This is a genomic window from Thalassospira profundimaris, from assembly GCF_003326755.1.
GTDB classification, from domain to species: domain Bacteria; phylum Pseudomonadota; class Alphaproteobacteria; order Rhodospirillales; family Thalassospiraceae; genus Thalassospira; species Thalassospira profundimaris_B.
Genome location: NZ_JPWH01000001.1, coordinates 101511 through 121868, shown reverse-complemented (window position 1 = coordinate 121868; position 20358 = coordinate 101511). Strand labels below are relative to the sequence as shown.

Genomic DNA, 20358 nt, shown 5'->3' with positions numbered 1-20358 from the left:
TGACTGTTTACGTACAATAGGTGTATATAAAAGCCATCCGTGCTACAGTGCGGGTGGCTTTTCACATTTTTGTTACGTGTTCTTAACAAAGCCTTCACTCGCTCTTGAGGATTTTCTTGCGCAAGATTGGCGCGATCAAACGAAAGGGAGTTGCGATGAGCGACGTTCGACAGCAGCGACTGGAAGTCCGTCTGGCGCAAAGCGAGGCGGAAATTCTGGCAAGCCAGCGTTTACGGTATAAAGTGTTTTACGAAGAACGCGGTGCACAGCCCTCTGCTGAGATGATCGACTCCAAACGGGATTTTGACCATTACGACCCGATTTGCGACCATCTTCTGGTGATTGATCATGGCAAAGGTGACGGTGCCGACGGGGTTGTTGGAACCTACCGTTTGTTGCGCCAGTCTGTTGCCAATCAAAATGGCGGCTTTTACAGTGCCGATGAATATCAGATCGACTCGATGCTTGCGGCCATCAAGTCCGGCGAGATCATGGAACTGGGCCGTTCCTGTGTCGAGGAAGGCTATCGCAATATGCCAACCCTGCAATTGCTGTGGCAGGGCATTGCGAAATATGTTTTTGATCACGACATCAAGCTGATGTTTGGCTGTGCGTCCTTTCATGGTACCGACCCTGATGATTTCAGCGATGTTCTGACCTATCTGCATCATCATCATCTGGCCCCCGAAGACATGCGCCCGCGTGCGGTGGACGAACGCTATGAAAGCATGGCGCGCGCCAGCATTGATGCGATTGACGCCCGCCAGGCGCTGCGGGATCTGCCGCCGCTGATCAAGGGGTATCTGCGACTGGGCGGTTATGTGGGCGATGGTGCCGTGGTGGATCATCAGTTCAATACGACCGATATTTGTATCGTGCTGCCGACGGAAAAAGTGACCGAACGCTATTACAAGCATTATGAACGGACCGCGAGGGTGTCGTGAGCTGCTATCCCTGTGCCGCTATCAGACTTTTGATCTATGCTTTGCTGACGCTGGTTCTGATTCCGGTGCAAATGGTGGCAATTGCCCTGCGCTTGAAGCTGGCCGACAGCCTGCCGCGTTTTTATCACGGGCTGTGCCTGAAGATCATGCACATTGAAGTGCGTTATTCGGGAGTACCGCTGATGGAAGATAGCGGTATCATCGTTGCCAATCATGCGTCTTATCTGGATATACCGATTTTGGGGTCGATGACCAAAGGCGGCTTTATTGCCAAAAAGGAAGTGGCAAGCTGGCCGGTTTTTGGCCTGTTGGCAAAGCTTCAGCGGTGCAGTTTTATTGAACGCCGTGCCACACGGGCCAAACAGCAAACCACGGAACTGAGCCAGCGCCTGGCGGATGGTCACAAGTTGATCCTGTTTCCCGAAGGAACCAGCAATGACGGCAACCGGGTGCTGCCCTTCAAATCGACTTTGTTTGGCGTCGCCGAGACGGTTTTGCCCGATGGATCCCAAGTGAAGGTTCAGCCGGTGTCAATTGCGGCCACCCGTTTGGACGGGGCACCGATGGGCCGTGATTTGCGGGCCTTTTATTCCTGGTATGGGGATATGGACTTGGTGCCGCATTTGTGGCAGTTTCTCGCCCTCGGCAAGGTTACGGTGGAAGTGGTTGTTCATCCGCCAATGACGCTGGCGCAGGCAGGATCGCGCAAGGAAATGGCCCGTAAATGCGAGTCGCTGGTTGTTCAGGGGCATCAGGCGGCATTATCGGGTGCTACAGGCGGGGTTCCGGTCCCGTTTTCTGAAGAGCGGCGATCTGGTGACTTGATTGGCAGTTGTCCTTTGGCAATTGTTTTTGAAGATTTTCGCCTGTTTGGCTAGGTTCCCTGACGCGTTGCGATGTCGGCTTTTTTACCGTTCCGCCGAAAAACGGGTTGCATGAACGCAAAATTGTGCCACCTGATCTCAGATATCAGTCATGTTCGACATGCGGCGTGAGGTTCACGCCGCTTTCGGCGTATGAAACGAGCGGAAACGGATCATTAAAGTGAGCGCGACGAAAAAGCTTTTTGTAAAGACCTATGGCTGCCAGATGAATGTCTATGACAGCCAGCGCATGCAGGATGTACTTGCACCGCTGGGCTATCAGTCGGTCGATGAAGCTGAGGGTGCGGATATGGTGATTCTGAACACCTGCCATATTCGCGAAAAAGCCGCCGAAAAGGTTTTTTCCGATCTGGGCCGCATTCGCAAACATAAAAAGGCCAAGGAAGAAAACGGAACCGACAAAATGATTGTCGCCGTCGCCGGGTGTGTTGCCCAGGCCGAGGGCGCGGAATTGATGCGTCGTGAACCGATTGTCGATATGGTTTTTGGTCCGCAGACCTATCATCGCCTGCCTGAAATGGTGGCGCGCGCCAACCGGGCGATTGGCAATGACCGCATTATCGATACCGATTTTCCGGTCGAGGAAAAGTTTGACCACCTGCCCGCCCAGGTTTCGCAACAGGGTTATTCCGCCTTTATCGCCATTCAGGAAGGGTGCGACAAATTCTGTACCTTCTGTGTGGTGCCCTATACCCGTGGGGCGGAATATTCGCGTCCGGGCATGGATATTGTTAATGAAACCCGCCAGATCGTGGCACAGGGCACCCGTGAAGTGACCCTTCTGGGCCAGAATGTGAATGCCTATCATGGGGCGGGGCCCGACGGGGATGAATGGACGCTTGGGCGTTTGTTGCGTGAACTTTCGGAAATCGACGGGCTGGAGCGCATTCGATACATCACTTCGCATCCGCGTGACGTGGATGACGACCTGATCTTTGCCCATCGCGATTTGCCCAAGGTGATGCCGTTTTTGCATCTGCCGGTACAATCGGGCTCTGACCGTGTTTTGCAGGCGATGAACCGCAAACATGACCGTCAGACCTATTTTGATATTGTCAAACGTCTGCGCGAAGCCCAGCCGGATCTGGCCCTGTCATCGGACTTTATTGTCGGTTTCCCCGGTGAATCGGAAAAGGATTTTGAAGATACGCTTGATCTGGTGCGCCAGGTTGGCTTCATCCAGACCTTCAGTTTCAAATACAGTCCGCGCCCCGGCACCCCGGCATCCGCAATGGAATTGCAGGTCCCCGAAGAGGTCAAGGCCGAACGCCTGGCCCGTTTGCAGGACCTTTTGGCCGAACAGCAGCTTGCCTTTAATCAAAACTGTGTCGGGCGTGAAATGGATGTTTTGCTTGATCGCACCGGCAAATTTGAAGGCCAGCTTGTGGGTCGCAGCCCCTATATGCAGCCGGTTCACGTTAATGGCCTGACCGAGGCCGATTTGGGCCGCATCGTGCGTTTGAAAATTACTGCCGCCAAGCCGTTTTCCCTGGCCGGGGAACTGGTTGAAGAGGGCGGTTCGGAAAGGAATGTTGCGTGAGTGCATCGACGGAAAAAGCAAAAGGCCCGATCAGGAAACAAAAACAGACTCCGCTTGATACCGATCAGATAGAATTTGCCGACAACGCCCTGTCTCAGTTGCTGTACGGGCCGCAGGCGCAGAACCTTTTGCGCCTTGCCGAAGGCACAGGAACGGAAATTTCCAGCCGGGGATCGATTGTTGTGGTGCGCGGCGCGCCGCAAAAGGTCAGTCAGGCCAAAACTGTGCTCTCCCAGCTTTATGCCCGTTTGCGCGATCAGGAAATTGACCGCGTGGATGGAGAAACGGTGGATGCGGCCATTCGCCTGTCGGAACCTGATGAAGGTAATCCGTGGGATGACCCGGCATCGCCCGGGGCAGGCATGTTTGGCGGGTCGGAACTGGTGATTCAGACCAAAAAACGCCGGATTTCCCCGCGCTCCAAACGCCAGAAAAACTATGTCAAGGCGATGCTGGAGCATGAACTGGTTTTTGGTGTCGGTCCGGCAGGTACGGGCAAAACCTATCTGGCGGTGGCAATGGCGGTTCAGATGCTCTCCCAGGGGCATGTGGACCGGATCGTGCTGTCACGTCCGGCGGTGGAAGCGGGCGAACATCTGGGGTTTTTGCCTGGCGATCTGAAAGACAAGGTCGATCCCTATCTGCGGCCGCTATATGATGCGCTGCATGACACGTTGCCGGGCGATGTGGTGATCAAACGCATGGAACGCGGTGAAATCGAGGTGGCACCGCTGGCCTTTATGCGCGGTCGTACCCTGTCACATGCGTTTGTCATTCTTGACGAAGCCCAGAACACCACGCCAATGCAAATGAAAATGTTCCTGACCCGCCTGGGCGAAGGGTCACGCATGGTGATTACCGGCGATTTGACGCAGATCGACCTGCCCTCGGGTGTGAAATCGGGTCTGCGCGATGCGATGGAAACGCTGGAAGATGTTGACGGTGTGGGGCGCATTCAGTTTGACCAGCGCGACGTGGTGCGCCACGCCCTGGTGACACGGATTGTCAAGGCCTATGACGCCGCCGATGCCCTACGCGAGCGGATTGGCAAAAGCTATCGTCAGGGGCATGGCCCGCGTGATGCACAAGAGATTGCCGGTGATGACAGCACAGCTTGATCTTGATGTTGCCATTGAGGCGGGAAACTGGAGTGACGCCGAGCAGGAAGCCATCATGGGTGCCGTTAAAGCAGCCTTGCGCGCGGCGACGCAAGATGGCGCCCTGTGGGACGAGGCGTGTGACCAATCCCTGCTCGATCAGGCCGGTGTGATCGAGGTGAGTGTCACGCTGTCGGACGATGCCCGCGTGCGCGATTTGAACCGGGATTATCGTGGCAAGGATGCGCCGACCAATGTGTTATCCTTTGCCGCCCTTGAAAGTGACGAGGGTGCGAGCGATTTTGCGATGGCATCCGATATGCCCCTGATGCTGGGGGATATTGTGATTGCGCGCGAAACCTGCGAACGTGAGGCGATCGAACAAAACAAGCCGCTTTTGCATCATCTTATTCATTTATCGGTGCATGGGACTCTTCATCTTGTCGGTTATGATCATATGGTTGATGATGAAGCCGAACATATGGAGCAGCTTGAGCGCCATATTCTTGCCGGGATGGGAATTGATGATCCCTACGCCCCTATCGAAGATCAGGATGTCGAAACAGGACAATGAACGACATAAGTGAACGCGACGAAGACAAGGACAGTATGACGCCCCGCACAGGTGGGGAGTTACAGGAAGAAGCCGATGGGGCTTCGTTTTGGGGTAATGTTGCTTCGGTGATGGGGCTGCGCAAGCCGCGCGCCCGCAATGGCGAGGCCTCGCTCAGCGATACGCTGGAAGAACTGGCCGAACGCACCGAAGAAGACGACGAACCGGTGTCGCTGCACGAACGGTCGCTGTTTGAAAATATCATTGCCCTGCGCGACATGACGGCAGAGGACGTGATGATTCCGCGCACCGATATTGTTGCGGTTCCGAAAAAAATCAGCCTGCCCGATCTTGTTAATGAAATGGTGACAAAGGCGCATTCGCGCCTGCCGGTTTATGGCGATACCCTTGATGACATTGTTGGCATGGTTCATATCAAGGATGTGCTGGCCTGCCATGCTGCGGGCCGGGATTACCGGCTGTCGGCCCTGTTGCGCCGGGTATTGTTTGTTTCACCGGCCATTCGCGTACTTGATCTGTTGTCGGAAATGCGGCTGTCGCGCACCCATATGGCGCTGGTGGTTGATGAATTTGGCGGCATTGACGGCCTGATCACCATCGAGGATCTGGTCGAGGAAATTGTTGGCGAAATTGATGATGAACACGATGTGGACCAGACGCCAAAGCTGATTCGTCTTTCGGATGGCTGTTTTATTGCCGATGCCCGCTACGAGATTGAAGATCTTGAGGAAAAGCTGGGTTTTGGCCTGCTGGACGAAGAAGAGGACGAGGATATCGACACGCTGGGCGGGTTGGTGTTTTCGCTGGCGGGCCGGGTGCCGGCGCGCGGTGAGTTGATCGAACATCCGCTGGGGCTGCAATTCGAGGTTCTCGATGCCGATCCGCGCCGTGTTCGGCGTTTGCGCATTCATTTGCATCGAACCGATCCCTCCACTCCTTCTGTTCCGGAAGGGGAAAATTCTCAGGAATTGCTTAAATGATGAATCGCCTGGCCAACCGTGTGGCCGCTTTAACAGGCTGGCCGCGCCGTTTGGTGTGGCTGTTATCGGGGGCGGCGGCAGTATTGGCTTTGCCGCCTTTCTTTATTATTCCTGCATTGCCGCTGGGTTTTGCCATTTTGCTTTGGTCACTGGAGGGGGTTAAAACCCGCAAAAGTGCGCTGGCGGCGGGCTGGTGGTTCGGGACGGGTCATTTCGCCGCCGGGTTTTACTGGATCAGCCATGCCTTTTTGGTTCAACCCGAAATTTATGGCTGGATGATCCCCTTTGCTTTGCTTGGCCTTGGCGGCGGATTGGCGATTTTCCCCATGCTGGCGGTATGGGGGAGCTGGCAGTTGGGCAAGGGGCCGATCGCCCGGGCCTTTTTGCTGGCATCCTTCTGGGCCATTGCCGAATTTGCCCGTGGGCATGTTCTGACCGGTTTTCCCTGGAACCTTTTGGGGCATATCTGGGCGATTGATCCGGCCCCGATGCAGTTTGCATCGGTTGTTGGCATTTATGGGCTAAGTGCCGTGACCGCCCTGTTTGCAACCCTGCCCTCTTTGTGGGTTGTCGGACGTAGCGGGCGGTTTTGCGCGGTTGCGGGCGTGTTGATTGCGGTGCTTTTGTGGGGGGGCGGGGCAATCCGTCTTTCCGGCGTGCCTGATGTGGCAACTGAACTTGCCGACGCCCCGTCAAATGCCCCGGTTTTGCAGGTGGTTCAGCCCAATATTCCACAATCGGAAAAATGGGAAAAATCGCTTGAGGATGTCCATTTTCGTGAATTGCTGGCAATGTCGCGGCGTCCGGATAATCTTCCGGCCAGTCGGCAACGCATTGTGATCTGGCCGGAAACGGCGGCGACTTTTTTTCTTGAAACCGATCCGACACGTCGGGCATTGATCGCCGGTATTTTGGGCGCAAAGGATGTTCTGATTACGGGAGCACCAAGAACTTTCCCGCGTAAAAGCCGGGAATTCCAGGTTTGGAATTCTGTCGAGGTCATAGATGGTCTGGGTGATATTGTTGCCAGTTTTGACAAGTTTCATCTGGTGCCATTTGGCGAATATGTGCCGTTCCGGTCCATCCTGCCATTTCCCAAATTAACAGCCGGACGAACGGATTTTTCTGCGGGGCCGGGGCCGGCAACCTTGCATGTAAATAATTTACCGCCTTTTTCTCCGCTAATATGTTATGAAATTATTTTTCCTGGTGCCGTAACCGATGATCAGGACCGCCCGGAATGGCTGTTGAATGTCACCAATGATGGCTGGTTCGGACACAGTGCCGGCCCCTATCAGCATCTGGCGGCAGCCCGGTTTCGCGCGGTTGAAGAAGGTTTGCCGCTGGTGCGGGCGGCCTATACGGGTGTATCGGCTGTCTTTGATTCTTATGGTCGCTTCCAAAAAGAACTGCCCTTGACGAAAAAGGGCATTTTGGTTTCCCCACTTTTGGTGGGGAAAAACCATACCACCGTATATTATTTGTGGCGCAATATACCATTTTACGGTATTGTAATCCTGATTTTCGTTCTCGTATTGGGATATCAACAGGTTAGAAAATCTCCTGGGACGAAAAAATAATTTACCGGACCGCCCAAAAAGTGTCCCCCATAAGAACAGGGCGGCAGGTCGGAGTGTGAGAAGGACAAGACGATGTCGCCGAAGGATGACAGTGTGATGATTGTAAAGAATACGCGTGGTCGTGGCCGTGGTCGCACGGCCAATGGCAAACCAAATCCGGTGGATATTCACGTGGGTTCCCGGGTGCGGTTGCGGCGTACTCTTTTAGGTATGAGCCAGGAAAAGCTGGGTGAAGCGATTGGCCTGACATTTCAGCAGGTGCAAAAATACGAACGTGGTGCCAACCGTGTAGGTGCGTCGCGCCTGTATGATCTGTCGCGTGTGCTTGAAGTCCCGGTTTCATTCTTTTTTGATGATATGCCTGACGAGATTTCGGCAAAATCGGTGCATGAACGCCGTGAAATGTCGGAAAGCCCGGATCCGTTTGACAATGATCCGATGAATCGTCGTGAAACGCTGGAACTGGTGCGGGCTTATTACCGTATTGTGGATCCGGTTCAGCGCAAACGCGTTTTTGAACTGGTCAAGGCAATGGGTGTTCTGCATTCGGCCGATGAAGGCGAGAGCAAATAAGCCTGCCTGTCGCACAGAAAGACCTGGCGATATTTAGCACTTTGAACTGGGCGCATCCGGTCTTTTTTGCCGGATGCGCTTTTGTGGTTTTGCCAGGCCAGATTGTTTCATTTGTCACCTGACAGGGGCAAATTCATAACTATTTTCCGTCATCAGTCTTAAAATGCTTGGGTCATGTTTCCATTTGGGATATGACAACCCGATGACGTGGACGGATTTGGACCGCTTGCCACCACGCAAAAAAAGGCTAAGTGGGCGCTGAACGATACGTTCGTATCGCGGCCCTCCGGTCCAGTTTTTTGGAAACTCCCTTTTCACCGGAGAAGGTTTATATGTCTCATAAAGAATATCTGTTCACGAGCGAATCCGTGTCTGAGGGTCATCCGGACAAGGTTTGCGATCGTATTTCCGACTCGATTGTTGATGCCTTTTTGGCCGCTGACCCGGATGCCCGCGTGGCTGTTGAAACCCTGGCGACGACCAACCGTGTGGTCCTGGCGGGTGAAGTTCGTGGTCCGGCAAGCGTTGCCAATGATGAAACCATGATCGAAGCCGCGCGCGAAGCCATTCGCGCCATTGGATATGAACAGGAAGGTTTTAGCTGGAAAACGGCTGATATTTCCTGCCATGTGCATGAACAGTCTGTCGATATTGCCCAGGGCGTTGATTCCAAGGACAACAAGGACCTTGGCGCGGGCGACCAGGGTATCATGTTTGGCTATGCCTGCGATGAAACCGACGAATTGATGCCCGCTCCGATCCAGTTTTCGCACCGGATCCTGCGTCGCATGGCAGAAGATCGCCATTCTGGCGCATCGGCCATTTTTGGCCCGGATGCCAAAAGCCAGGTCACGTTGCGCTATATTGACGGCAAACCGGTTGGTGCAACCTCGGTTGTGGTTTCGACCCAGCATAATGATGGTGTCAGCCAGGACGAGGTTCGTGCAGCCGTACTGCCTTATATCGAAGCCGCCCTGCCGGACGGCTGGCTGCCCTCCCAGGACGAAATTTACATCAACCCGACGGGCCGTTTCGTGATTGGCGGACCGGATGGTGATGCGGGCCTGACCGGTCGTAAAATCATTGTCGATACCTATGGCGGTGCGGCACCGCATGGCGGCGGCGCATTCTCGGGCAAGGACCCGACGAAGGTGGACCGTTCGGCTGCTTATGCCGCGCGTTACCTCGCGAAAAACGTGGTTGCTGCGGGTCTGGCTGGTAAATGCACCATTCAGGTGGCTTATGCCATTGGTGTTTCCAAGCCGCTGGCGCTGTATGTCAACACCCATCAAACAGGTGAAGTTGACGAAATCAGGCTGGGCAAGGTCCTGCGCGAATTGATGGATCTGAGCCCGCGCGGCATTCGCGAACATCTGAACCTTTGCGCGCCGATCTATACGCCGACCTCGGCTTATGGTCATTTTGGCCGCCAGCCGCGTGATGGCGGTTTCTTCTCGTGGGAGAAAACCGACCTGGTGGGTGATCTTAAATCGGCATTTGGTGCCTGATGGTGCCAGTGACCATCGATAGGTGATTGGTGATTTGCCAAAATCGCCAGACATGTTATGAGGCGGGGGGTTTTTAAACCCGCCCGTTTCGCCTTTAAAATTGCCAGAAAAACCATGCGTAGCAACAGACCCATTCCGACCCCAGACCGCCCCAATTTTTATGGCCGCCGTGGCAGCCGTGCGCCCAAGGCGTCGCGCAAAGTTCTGATGGATGAACTGTTGCCCAAACTGACCATCGATTATCCCGACCAGGCCGGAATTGATCCGCGCAGCTATTTTGCGCCCGATCGCCGGGAAGTGTGGCTGGAAATCGGGTTTGGTGGCGGTGAACATTTGGCCGGGCAGGCCGAAGCCAACCCGGATATCGGTATTATCGGCTGTGAACCCTATATGGATGGGGTCAGCAGCATGGTCCGCCATATCAGCGAGCGGAATTTGGAAAATGTGCGCATCGTGCCCGATGATTCCCGCCCGCTGCTCTATAAGTTGCAGGATGCCTGCTTTGCCCGGGTGTTTTTGCTGTTCCCCGATCCGTGGCCGAAAAAGCGCCATGCCGAACGGCGCTTTGTCGGTCCGAAAAATCTGGCGTTGCTGGCACGCTTGATCAAGGATGGCGGCGAGTTTCGGGTGGCCAGCGATGATATGCAGTATATTTCCTGGACGCTCCAGCACCTGCATAATCATCCGGATTTTGAATGGCTGGCCGAAAGCCCGGATGACTGGCGCAATCCGCCGGAAGACTGGGTAAAAACCCGCTATGAGCAAAAGGCATTGCGCCAGGGTAAAAAGTGCAACTATTTGCGGTTTCGCCGGAAAGCCCGTAGCTGATAACGGTGGCAGAAAACCATCAATTCAAGGCTCTTCGCATGCTCGAAGGGCCTTTTTCATGATGTCAGAAGGCAGCATTCATCGATACATTGATGTAAAATTTTATTGAGAATGATTTTCATATGCGATATTCCTGCTGTAACACCAACATGACATTGTCCGTCCCGTTGTCGCAAAGCGACAGATAATGGACGGCTGCGTTTCAGAAGGTCAGGTTCGTGACTCAGTGGGATATCAATCAGCTTTTTCGCACGTATCACGCGCGATTGCGGCATTTTGTTCAGAAGCGGAAACTGGCCTGGTACACCGCCGATGACATCGTGCAGGATACATTTTTGCGGGTTGTGGCAACGCCGTCCCTGCCCGACGTGAAATATGCGCAATCCTATTTGTATCGCACGGCGCAAAATCTGGTTGTTGACCATTTTCGCCGCGAACGGATTTTGAAATTCGTGCCGGATGCGGAAAAAAGCCTCGAATATGTCGCCAGTGACAGCCCTTTGCCGGACCAGATCGTTTGGTCCCGGCAGGAATTACGCCGATTGCAGAGTGCAATTAACAAATTGCCAGCATCCACCCGCGAGGTTTTTGTTCTGGCCCGTCTTGAAGGCAAAACCTATGCCGAAATTGGCGAGAAACTTGGTATTCCGCCACAAACGGCCTTTAGCCGGATGGTGCGTGCCTTAACACTGCTGCGCGATCAAACCAAAATCGACGAAAAAAACTGAAATTCCCCTCGGATATTGTCGTGGCTGCTTCGTCATAAGAAAAAGCCCTGCTTTATGTGCGGGTTTGTTGTGCAGTTGGGACAGACGCATGATGGAACGAAGCAACGCGATCTTTGAAAATCCACCGGCAGATGATGTCTCCGAGCAGGCAATTTACTGGTTTGCCCTGCTGCTGGACGGGGCGGAAACGGATCAGGACCGGCAGGCATTTGCCCGCTGGATTGAAGCCGATGAAACCCATCGCCAGGCTTTTCTTGACATCGAACGTCTTTGGGCTGGCACCTCCAGCCTGGATATGTCGGAACCAGCACGGACCCTTGGCCGAAGGGCCTTTTTGGGGGCGGGGCTGGCGGTTGGTCTGGTTGGGGCCGCAGGCTGGTATGGCAGGATCATTCCCCATCATCCCTTTGCCGATTTTGCCGCTTCCAGGGGGGAGAGGCGCAACATAACCGTCATGCCGGGTATTCAGGCCGAACTGGCCAGTCAGACATCGCTGTCGCTGGTGCAAAACCAGTTTGGGCAGACCGGCCTTGCCCTTCATGAGGGCGAGGTTTTTATTGAACATGATGGTCGTCAGCCGGGCTTCTTTGTTCAGGCGGCGGGTCTTGTCACCCGGCCGCGTGAAGCAGCCCGGTTTGACATTTCCCATTATGATGCGGGTGGGGACGTGATCGCCGCGAACGGGTCGCTGGATGTGACCCTAAATGCCGGTCATCACAGCATTTTGCCGGGCCAGGCCATGTCTTTTGCACCGGGCGATATGGGGATGCCACGTCCGGTGGATCTGGCTGTTCGGCTGGCCTGGCGGCAGGGGAAGCTGGTTTTTGTCGGAGATCCGCTGGCCCATGTGGCAACTGTTTTACAACGCTGGCAACCGGGGAAAATCATCGTGCTGGGCGAACAGCTTAAAAAGCGCCCTGTGACGCTGGTGGTTAATCTTGACCGTACAGCCGATATTTTACCGTTGATGGGCAAGGCGCTGAATGTCGAGGTTGATCAGATCGGCCGCTATCTGACCATTTTACGTGCCGCATGATGCGCTGTGGCTGGGGTCTTTGGGCCCAATAAGCAGGTTTTTACGATCCTTTCTTCATCCGTTTTTGGCATTGCCCGTCTTGCTGGCTTGCTCCTGCTCCTTCGACAGAACTGTTCCTTGTCCTCCTTTTTGCCTTTCTGTTTTGATAATAAAAATTATTTGCAAAAAATGTTTCCCCTCCTTTCGGATATCTGACGTTTCAGTTCGTCATAATGGATAGACAAAGATAATGCGAAGCATTTGCATATTTAGGAGACGCATAAATGGACTATCCGTGGGGATCTGCCGGACGTTGGTGTCAGGGGACATGACATTGGGACGAAGACGCAGCGATTTGGCGCAAACGCTTGCTGCGACCGCGCTTTGCGGATGTTTGCTGGCATTTATCCCGCAGGGGGCACTGGCGGGGACCGATGTGGGGGCAGATGCCCGTCCTGCGAGGGATGAACTGGCACAAAGTGGTACCCTGGATCAATCGTACCGTTTTGATATTCCGGCCCAAAAGCTCGCTCTGGCGCTGGTGGAATATTCAAAAATCACCGGCATTGATGTGGTGGTTGATGGCAGCCTGCCGACCAATCGCCTGACGGCTGCCTTTGCCGGTGACATGACGGCGCGCCAGGCGCTGGATCGTTTATTAGGTGGTAGCGGCCTGACATGGCAGGTGCTGGATTCACATACGGTGTCGATTGTGGCGCATCAGACTGACCAGATGGATCAGTCATCTTCTGCCGTCATGACTGCGCCGGTGGTTATTTCGGCACGAACAATGAATGAACCGGGATATATGGGAAATCCTGACTGGGTTTATGAAACACCAGGGTCAACAAGTGTCATTACGCGAGAACAAATGCGTAAAGTTCCAGGCCGAACGGCAGGAGATATTTTTGAACCCCTGGCTGGTGTAAAGGTTGATGGAAATCAACAGGTTCCCGGGCTGTCGATTAATGTGCGAGGACAGCAGGATCAAGGCCGGGTCAACATGAATATTGATGGTGCACGACAGAATTACAACCAGTCTGGTCACGGCATTTCCAACTCGGCGTATGTTGATACGGCCTTATTGGCAGATGTTGTTGTGGAAAAAACCGATTTGTCAGGGGTTGGCGGTGCCGGAACCTCTGGCGGTATCGTTACCATGCGTACCTTGAATACCGACGATATTCTTGATGCCGACGAAAAATGGGGGGGCAAATATGATATCCGTCGCGGGACAAACGAGTATAATTTTGCCGGTGATATTTCCGCCGGGATGCGATTTTCCCCAAAATTTGACATGGCGGCAGCCGTAAGTCGGAAAGTGGTTGGTGATTATAAGGGAGGCACAAATAATCCTGCCCTTTATACCACCTTTGATAGTGGCGGGACCCCAACAACCGTATCAGCCGATAATGGGCATGAGGCTTATACTTATCAACGTCAGACTTCCGGGTTGGTAAAGGCCAATATTCATTTCAACGAGGAACAGGATTTAAATCTTGGATATGTTGGTTTTACCAGCAGCTTTGGCAAAACGACAGACGCAAACAATATCTATAATGATTTCAATGATGTCGAGACGCATACTGTAACAGCGAAACATCACTGGAATCCTGATTCCGAAATTGTTGATCTTAAAAGCAGCGTCTGGTGGACGCGGACCCAAAATAACCAATATCGTCCGCCGAGAAGCAATACGAAGGCGTATCAAACACTGTATCGTGTTGATACTTATGGGTTTGATGCAGAAAATACCAGCCGGGTCTATCCGGATAATCCGGGACTTGAGAACAGCAATGTTACATTCGATTATGGTGTTGAAGCATTTCGCGATGAAGCGGAAACGTCTTCCGAGTCTATAGGAAATCAGGCGAATGGGGCTGCTTATGAACTCGAGGGTTCAACACCAAGTGGTCGCCGTGATGTTTATGGGTCGTTTGGAAATGCGACATTTGACTATAATGGTATCTTCGAGCTGACGGCTGGGCTTCGGTTTGATCGTTATCAGCTAAGGGGTACGTCTTATTGGTGTAAAACCGGCTTTTTTACACCGGTAGCAGATCAAAACTGTGACACGGGTGGTACGCCGGTTGACATTGATATGAATGGTCAAAAGGTTTCTCCCTCTGCCCGGCTGGCTGTAACACCGATCGACGGTATCCAGTTTTATGGAAGTTATCGGGAAAACATGCGTCCGCCTTCAATCATGGAAAGTATGATTAAAGGCTCACATGTTGCTGGCGTGCCAATTGCATTTCTTCCAAACAACAATCTTAAAGCTGAAGAATCTGTCACGCGTGAAGTTGGTATCAATTTCAAGTATGACAATGTTTTGTTTAAGCAGGACGGATTTCGCGCCAGAATTGCCCGATATCATACGCGGATCGATAATTATGTGGTTTTGGGGCAGGTTTACCAGCCTACGCCAGGGTGCAATTTCGGATTTTGTGTTTCAGAGCAAGCGGAAGCTTTTGTAAATCTGTATGATCCGGTTGATATTACTGGTACCGAAATTGAAGCTTCTTACGATGCCCGGACTTTTTACATCGGCGGGACTTTCTCCCAGGCAGATACAGATATGGTTGGCGATTACAATCCGGTCATTTTTCCTTTGAATTTTCCGGCAGGGACCCAAGTTTATACGCAGGGCTACGGAAATATTCAGGGCATTTCGACAGTCTACACCTTGCCCAAACGCAAATTCACGGTTGATGGTGGTGTTCGCCTGTTTGATGAAGATCTGGTGTTGGGGGCTCGCGCTACCTTTGTTTATCCGTCGCGTAATATTTCGGAATCCTCAACCACTGTCGATAACGGAATTTTCTACCGTTATCGGACGTATGATCTTTACGGCAGCTATGAAGTCGACAAAGCGGTGAGTGTGGGATTTTCCGTGAACAATTTGACAGATGAGGCTTACGCAACAGGTGGCTATGTTCCGGCTCCAGGTCGGACCATCACAGTGAGTTTAAGCGGAAATTTCTGAAGGTTTCCAGATTGGGTATCCATCAAGTCGGCGACAGATATGTCGCCGACTGCTTAGTGCTTTTTTAATTAAGTATTTGAAATAAAACGATATTTTCTGTTGACTCCAAAATAATGATAATCATAATCATTATTACTTCCCGATGATGGGAAGCACATATCACAGGAGTTAGTAATGGCTATTCAAATTGATCTGACGGCAGATTCTTCGGGTAATGGTGTTGATCTGCAGGCCGCTCTGAATGACTTTAATACCAACTTTTCTGCCGGTTCTGGCAATTATTGCCAGTTTCGCGGGGGCGCTACGCCGTTTACAGGTGAGCAATTCACCCTTGATGATCAGGATAGTGCCAGCAGCTATACGGGTGGTTTTATTGCTGAAACAGGTACCGGCGAATTCAGTTACAACTTCATGAATCACACCGTTTCTGGGAATCTCGATTCCGTATCATTTGGCGAAACGCTTAGTGTGGACAGTTCAACGGGCCTTGCTGAATACACTGATTCTTCGGTTGATATTTCCGGGCTCAATCTTGGAAATTCAGACACCAATGATGTGTTGGCTGACTTGCGCGGCGGTTCGACCGACAGCCTGGACAACATTTTTGCATCCCAGGGTGTTGCCATTAACGGCAGTGCCGGGGCTGATGTGATTGAAGGCTGGTCGGGTGATGACGTTTTGACCGGCAATGGCGGTGCAGACGTTTTTGAATTCGATGCCAGTGCCAGCTTTGGCGATGACACGATCACCGATTTTGAAAATGGCAGCGACCAGATCGGGCTGGATTACAATGATGTCACCATCAGCGGTGATTCCAGCCACACCGTCATCACCCATGCCAATGGTACCGTGACCCTGGCGGGCGTTGATTTTGCAACCATTGACCAGAATGATTTTGTCTAAGGCAAAATAAAACCCGTTCCGCGACGGCTCATCACGGAACGGGCGTATGGTCTGCTCGGGTGTCGCGCACGGCAAAATGGGCGACACCCACCCTTACCTTACCGGCAAATCACGGGAACACCAATAGTCATGCTTTGGCGTGCCAGCACCGCTGCCTATTCCCCCTCCTCCTATTCCGCTGCCCCATCTGTCGGGGCATCCGGCGCATCAGGTTTGTCCGGGGCTGCCGGTTCGTCCGGGTCGTCCGGGTCATCTCTGGCGCGGGTCATGGCGTCGCTGCGGCGCGCCTTTTATTGTGTTGCCGCGCTCAGTGGCGTTTCCAATATTCTGATGCTGACCGGCCCGCTTTTCATGCTTCAGGTCTATGACCGGGTGCTGGCCAGCCAAAGCATGCCCACTCTTTTGGCGCTGACCATTCTGGTTTTGGTGCTGTATCTGTTTTTGGGCACGGCCGATGCCTTGCGTGCCCGGATGCTGGTGCGGATCGGCTGGCGTGTGGATGAAGAGACTGGGCCGGATGTTTTGCGACATGCCCTGAGCAATCCGCTGGATCATCCGGGCTCCGAGGCACGGCCGGTGCATGATCTCGACCAGATCCGCCAGTTTGTCGGCAGTGCCGGGCCGGTGGCAATTTGCGACCTGCCCTGGATGCCGCTTTTTATGGGGATTGTGTTTTTATTGCATCCCTGGCTGGGTGTGCTGGCCCTGGCCGGTGGGGCGGTGTTGATCGGCCTGACCCTGATCAGCGAAATCCTCTCCCGCCGTCATGTCAAACGGCTGAATCATCAATCCGCCCGGCGCAGCCTGTTGCTGGAAGCCGGGCGCCGCAATGCCGAGGTGTTGCGCGCTATGGGGATGGTCCCGGCGTTTCTGGGCCGCTGGGCAATGGTCAATGACCGCTATTTGCAAACCAACACCGCCGCTGGCGACGTCACCTCGACCTTTACCGCCTATATAAAGGTCATTCGCCTTGCCATGCAGTCGGGGGTGCTGGCGCTGGGGGCGTATCTGGCGATTTTGCAGGAAGTCTCGCCCGGGGCGATGGTGGCAGCCTCGATCCTGACGGCACGCGCCCTGTCGCCGGTGGAACAGGCGATTGGCAATTGGCGCGGATTTGTTTCTGCCCGGCAGGCCTATCGCAGGATTGGTAAAATACTCAGGGACACAACCGCCTTTTCCGCCGGGGGGGATCAACCCCGCCTGTCCCTGCCCGCCCCGTGCGAAAGTTTGACCGTACAAACTCTGGCTGTGCATGCGCCATCGGTGCGGTCGGCCCGACCGGCTGGTAAAACCGGTATCAGAACCGGCAGCGGGACGGGGCGTGTTTTATTGAAGGTGACAAGGCTGGAGCTTAAGGCCGGAGATGGCCTGGGCGTGATTGGCCCCAGCGGGTCAGGAAAATCAACGCTCGCCCGTGCCCTTGTCGGTATTGGTCACTGTTTGCAGGGGACCATCCGCCTTGACGGGGCGGAACTGTCGCACTGGTCGCGCGATGATCTGGGGCGGCATGTGGGTTATCTGCCACAGGACGTGGAATTGTTCGAGGATACGATTGCGCGCAATATTGCCCGCCTCGCCGCCCGGCCCGATGCGCAAAAGGTGATTGCCGCAGCCAAAATGGCCGGGGTGCATGACCTGATCCAGTCCTTTCCCAATGGCTATGACACACAAATCGGCGCGGGCGGCATTGTGCTCTCGGGCGGGCAGCGCCAGCGGATTGGTCTGGCCCGGGCCCTGTTTGATGATCCGTTTCTGGTGGTGCTTGACGAACCCAATGCCAGCCTGGATGCCGATGGCGAACAGGCCCTGATCAAGGCGGTGGTCGCCTTGCGGGAACGCGGCGCGATCGTGGTGATGATTGCCCATCGGCCGCATATTCTGGCCTGTGTCAATTACGCCACCGTGATCCAGAACGGTCAGCAGGTTGCCTTTGGCAGCCGCGATGACATTTTGCGCAAAACCCTGCGCCAGGTCGGAGAAAGCGCATGATTCATCCGTTTAAACGCATGATCGCTTCCGCCGGGGCAGTTGCGGGGACGCAGCCCGTTGCCGGCATGCCGGGTCTGGCGCGGCCATACGGGGATAAACCAAGCCTGGCCCTATATTCGCTGCGGCGGCATATGCTCTTTGGTGCCGGATCAATTTTGGCGTTATTTGCCCTGTTTATGGCATGGCTGATGCTGGCGGATCTGTCCGGCGCGGTGGTGGCAAACGGCAAGATTGTCGTGGAAAGCAATGCCAAGGTTGTCCAGCATCCGGATGGCGGCATTGTTGGACAGATATATGTCCGCAATGGTGATCATGTGCAGGCCGGGGATATGCTGGTGCGGCTGGATGATACACGGGCCAGGGCCAGCCTTGGCATTGTCGAAAGCCAGATTGATGCGTTGACGGCGCGCCATATGCGCCTGTTGGCGGAACGTGATGAACAGGATGTGCCGGTCGTGCCCGCTGTTTTGGCATCCCGGCGCGATCAGCCCGATATTGCCGATTTGATCCATGCGCAAACGCGCCTGTTTGAGGCCCGCAAAAACAGCCTGAATGGCGAAAAACAGCAATTGCAGCAAAAACGCTTGCAACTGGAAGAACGGATTGGCGGCCTTAAAGCACAGAAAACGGCCAATATTGAACAAGGCCGCCATATTGCGGACGAGCTTTCCGGGCTGGAAATGCTGTTTGCCAAGCAATTGGTGCCCGTGACCCGTGTGGCGGCCTTGCGCCGTGAAAAGGCCCGTCTTGAGGGGCAGCATGGCGAGCTGACATCCGAAATTGCCGCGATTCAAACCCAAATCGCCGAAACCGAAATGGCCATTTTGCAATTGGAACGGGATCGGCGTACCGAAGTTTTGACCGATCTTTCGGATGTGGAACGCCAATTGGCCGAACTACGGCAACGGCAAATTGCCCTGGTGGACCAGTTGCAGCGCACCGACATTCGCGCCCCTTATGCGGGCACGATTTATCAAATGCAGGTGCATAGTGAAGGCGGGGTGATTGCCGCGGGCGAAAAGATTATGGGCATTGTGCCGGATCAGGATGCGCTGGTGGTCGAGGTTCGCACCCGCCCGCAGGATGTGGACCAGATCCATCCGGGGCAAAAGGCGATGTTGCGCTTTACCGCCTTTAACCGCCGGACCACGCCGGAACTGGCCGGTCAGGTGGATTTTGTCGCAGCCGATTTGTCGCGTGACGAGGTAACGGGTGAAAATTTCTATCCGGTACGGATGCACATCACACCGGGCGAGTTGGCGCGGCTTGGCGATCATCCGCTGATGCCCGGTATGCCGGTGGAAACCTTTATTGCCACGGGCGAACGCTCTGCACTCAGTTATTTCCTAAAACCGCTGGCCGACCAGTTCGCCCGCGCCTTTCGTGAGGAATAACGCCATGCCGATTTATTTTGTGCGAATGTCAGATATGGGCAGGGCTGGTTCGTTTCAGATTCAAAGGGACATGCACACAATGTGCAGACCTGCCATTTTCAGGACGAGATGAAGGGGGCCAGCCACAATGAATGCCAATCAGTCTGCAAATGTGAACCAGTCTTCACAAGGGGCAAGCGCGCAAGCCATGACCCGGATCGAACGGGTAAAAGCCGCAACCCGCGATGATCATCAGCAAATTGACGATATGGTCATGGCGATGAAGCCGTTTGACAGCCGGGTCAATTATGCCCGCTTTCTCAAAATGCAATATTGCTTTCACCGGGTGATGAAGCCGCTTTATGCGGCGCCGGATTTGAATGATCTGATCCCCGGCCTGTCATCGCGCAGCCGGTTTGACGATGTTTGTGCGGATTTGGCCGATCTTGATGTTGCCCGGCCAAAAGATACCACGCCGTCAGCGGCACACATGGCAGCCCCGCAAAAAGGGCCGGGCCGGTTGGGCTGGCTTTATGTCTGTGAAGGGTCGAGCCTCGGGGCGGCCTTTTTGTTAAAGGCGGCAGGCAATATTGGCCTGGATGACACATTTGGGGCCCGTCATTTGCGCGGCCATGCCGATGGCCGTGGCAGGCACTGGCGCGAATTTGTTGCGCAATTAAACGAACTTGAGCTGGATGAAGCCGAAGAAGCGGAATTCATGCAGGGGGCCCATGATGCGTTTGCATTTTTTCACGGTCTTCTGCTTGAGGATCAACGACTGGCCGCCTAGCGCGCAAGGGCAGGTTATCCCTTGGTTGAAAGCCCGTTACAGACAGGATCGTGACTTGATTTCTGT

General features: G+C 54.2%; 17 protein-coding genes. All 17 read left to right on the top strand.

Annotation, left to right across the window (positions count from 1 at the left end):
- Nucleotides 1–155: 155 nt before the first annotated feature.
- The 17 genes from olsB to TH25_RS00400 all read left to right on the top strand — a co-directional run bounded on the left by olsB (nucleotide 156) and on the right by TH25_RS00400 (nucleotide 20292).
- Entirely contained in the window at nucleotides 156–944 is a 789-nt protein-coding gene (olsB, locus tag TH25_RS00485; protein ID WP_114086476.1) for a l-ornithine N(alpha)-acyltransferase, read from the top strand.
- Nucleotides 941–1822, top strand: coding sequence for a lysophospholipid acyltransferase family protein (locus tag TH25_RS00480; protein ID WP_114086475.1), 882 nt, complete (start codon nucleotides 941–943; stop codon nucleotides 1820–1822). Before olsB ends, TH25_RS00480 begins: the two co-directional genes overlap by 4 nt.
- Nucleotides 1823–1988: 166 nt before the next feature.
- Nucleotides 1989–3368, top strand: a complete 1380-nt coding sequence (miaB, locus tag TH25_RS00475; RefSeq protein WP_114086474.1) for a tRNA (N6-isopentenyl adenosine(37)-C2)-methylthiotransferase MiaB — start codon at nucleotides 1989–1991, stop codon at nucleotides 3366–3368.
- Entirely contained in the window at nucleotides 3365–4486 is a 1122-nt protein-coding gene (locus TH25_RS00470; RefSeq protein ID WP_114086473.1) for a PhoH family protein, read from the top strand. The genes miaB and TH25_RS00470 overlap by 4 nt, the downstream gene beginning before the upstream one ends.
- On the top strand, nucleotides 4470–5039 hold the full coding sequence (gene ybeY, locus TH25_RS00465; protein WP_114086472.1) for an rRNA maturation RNase YbeY: 570 nt from the start codon (nucleotides 4470–4472) through the stop codon (nucleotides 5037–5039). Before TH25_RS00470 ends, ybeY begins: the two co-directional genes overlap by 17 nt.
- Complete coding sequence (locus tag TH25_RS00460) at nucleotides 5036–6019, top strand: hemolysin family protein (RefSeq protein WP_258548965.1); 984 nt, start codon at nucleotides 5036–5038, stop codon at nucleotides 6017–6019. Before ybeY ends, TH25_RS00460 begins: the two co-directional genes overlap by 4 nt.
- Nucleotides 6016–7599, top strand: a complete 1584-nt coding sequence (gene lnt / locus TH25_RS00455) for an apolipoprotein N-acyltransferase (protein ID WP_114086471.1) — start codon at nucleotides 6016–6018, stop codon at nucleotides 7597–7599. Before TH25_RS00460 ends, lnt begins: the two co-directional genes overlap by 4 nt.
- A 72-nt stretch (nucleotides 7600–7671) precedes the next feature.
- Nucleotides 7672–8172 carry a helix-turn-helix domain-containing protein gene (locus TH25_RS00450; protein ID WP_404969407.1) on the top strand — a complete coding sequence of 167 codons (501 nt, stop codon included), beginning with the start codon at nucleotides 7672–7674 and terminating at the stop codon, nucleotides 8170–8172.
- A gap of 332 nt (nucleotides 8173–8504) precedes the next feature.
- Entirely contained in the window at nucleotides 8505–9680 is a 1176-nt protein-coding gene (gene metK, locus TH25_RS00445) for a methionine adenosyltransferase (protein ID WP_114086470.1), read from the top strand.
- A gap of 114 nt (nucleotides 9681–9794) precedes the next feature.
- Nucleotides 9795–10508, top strand: coding sequence for a tRNA (guanosine(46)-N7)-methyltransferase TrmB (trmB, locus tag TH25_RS00440; protein WP_114086912.1), 714 nt, complete (start codon nucleotides 9795–9797; stop codon nucleotides 10506–10508).
- 218 nt (nucleotides 10509–10726) lie between these two features.
- Entirely contained in the window at nucleotides 10727–11236 is a 510-nt protein-coding gene (locus TH25_RS00435; RefSeq protein WP_258548964.1) for an RNA polymerase sigma factor, read from the top strand.
- A gap of 88 nt (nucleotides 11237–11324) precedes the next feature.
- A complete protein-coding gene (locus TH25_RS00430) occupies nucleotides 11325–12272 on the top strand; it encodes a FecR family protein (RefSeq protein ID WP_114086469.1) in 948 nt (315 codons plus the stop codon).
- 307 nt (nucleotides 12273–12579) lie between these two features.
- Complete coding sequence (locus TH25_RS00420) at nucleotides 12580–15237, top strand: TonB-dependent receptor (RefSeq protein WP_114086467.1); 2658 nt, start codon at nucleotides 12580–12582, stop codon at nucleotides 15235–15237.
- Nucleotides 15238–15411: 174 nt separating this feature from the next.
- The gene (locus TH25_RS00415; RefSeq protein WP_114086466.1) at nucleotides 15412–16140 is read left to right on the top strand and encodes a heme acquisition protein HasA; all 729 of its coding nucleotides are present in this window, start codon (nucleotides 15412–15414) and stop codon (nucleotides 16138–16140) included.
- 129 nt (nucleotides 16141–16269) lie between these two features.
- Nucleotides 16270–18129 carry a type I secretion system permease/ATPase gene (locus tag TH25_RS00410; protein WP_258548963.1) on the top strand — a complete coding sequence of 620 codons (1860 nt, stop codon included), beginning with the start codon at nucleotides 16270–16272 and terminating at the stop codon, nucleotides 18127–18129.
- Complete coding sequence (locus TH25_RS00405; protein WP_258548962.1) at nucleotides 18126–19523, top strand: HlyD family type I secretion periplasmic adaptor subunit; 1398 nt, start codon at nucleotides 18126–18128, stop codon at nucleotides 19521–19523. The genes TH25_RS00410 and TH25_RS00405 overlap by 4 nt, the downstream gene beginning before the upstream one ends.
- A 127-nt stretch (nucleotides 19524–19650) precedes the next feature.
- On the top strand, nucleotides 19651–20292 hold the full coding sequence (locus TH25_RS00400) for a biliverdin-producing heme oxygenase (protein ID WP_258548961.1): 642 nt from the start codon (nucleotides 19651–19653) through the stop codon (nucleotides 20290–20292).
- The last annotated feature ends 66 nt before the right edge of the window (nucleotides 20293–20358 follow it).

Bases quoted from the DNA above. Each gene is read 5' to 3' on its own strand.
- ybeY (WP_114086472.1), top strand. From the start codon at position 4,470: ATGACAGCACAGCTTGATCTTGATGTTGCCATTGAGGCGGGAAACTGG.
- TH25_RS00415 (WP_114086466.1), top strand. From the start codon at position 15,412: ATGGCTATTCAAATTGATCTGACGGCAGATTCTTCGGGTAATGGTGTT.
- metK (WP_114086470.1), top strand. From the start codon at position 8,505: ATGTCTCATAAAGAATATCTGTTCACGAGCGAATCCGTGTCTGAGGGT.
- lnt (WP_114086471.1), top strand. From the start codon at position 6,016: ATGATGAATCGCCTGGCCAACCGTGTGGCCGCTTTAACAGGCTGGCCG.
- trmB (WP_114086912.1), top strand. From the start codon at position 9,795: ATGCGTAGCAACAGACCCATTCCGACCCCAGACCGCCCCAATTTTTAT.
- TH25_RS00420 (WP_114086467.1), top strand. From the start codon at position 12,580: ATGACATTGGGACGAAGACGCAGCGATTTGGCGCAAACGCTTGCTGCG.
- TH25_RS00410 (WP_258548963.1), top strand. From the start codon at position 16,270: ATGCTTTGGCGTGCCAGCACCGCTGCCTATTCCCCCTCCTCCTATTCC.
- TH25_RS00450 (WP_404969407.1), top strand. From the start codon at position 7,672: ATGTCGCCGAAGGATGACAGTGTGATGATTGTAAAGAATACGCGTGGT.
- TH25_RS00400 (WP_258548961.1), top strand. From the start codon at position 19,651: ATGAATGCCAATCAGTCTGCAAATGTGAACCAGTCTTCACAAGGGGCA.
- TH25_RS00460 (WP_258548965.1), top strand. From the start codon at position 5,036: ATGAACGACATAAGTGAACGCGACGAAGACAAGGACAGTATGACGCCC.
- TH25_RS00405 (WP_258548962.1), top strand. From the start codon at position 18,126: ATGATTCATCCGTTTAAACGCATGATCGCTTCCGCCGGGGCAGTTGCG.
- olsB (WP_114086476.1), top strand. From the start codon at position 156: ATGAGCGACGTTCGACAGCAGCGACTGGAAGTCCGTCTGGCGCAAAGC.
- TH25_RS00430 (WP_114086469.1), top strand. From the start codon at position 11,325: ATGATGGAACGAAGCAACGCGATCTTTGAAAATCCACCGGCAGATGAT.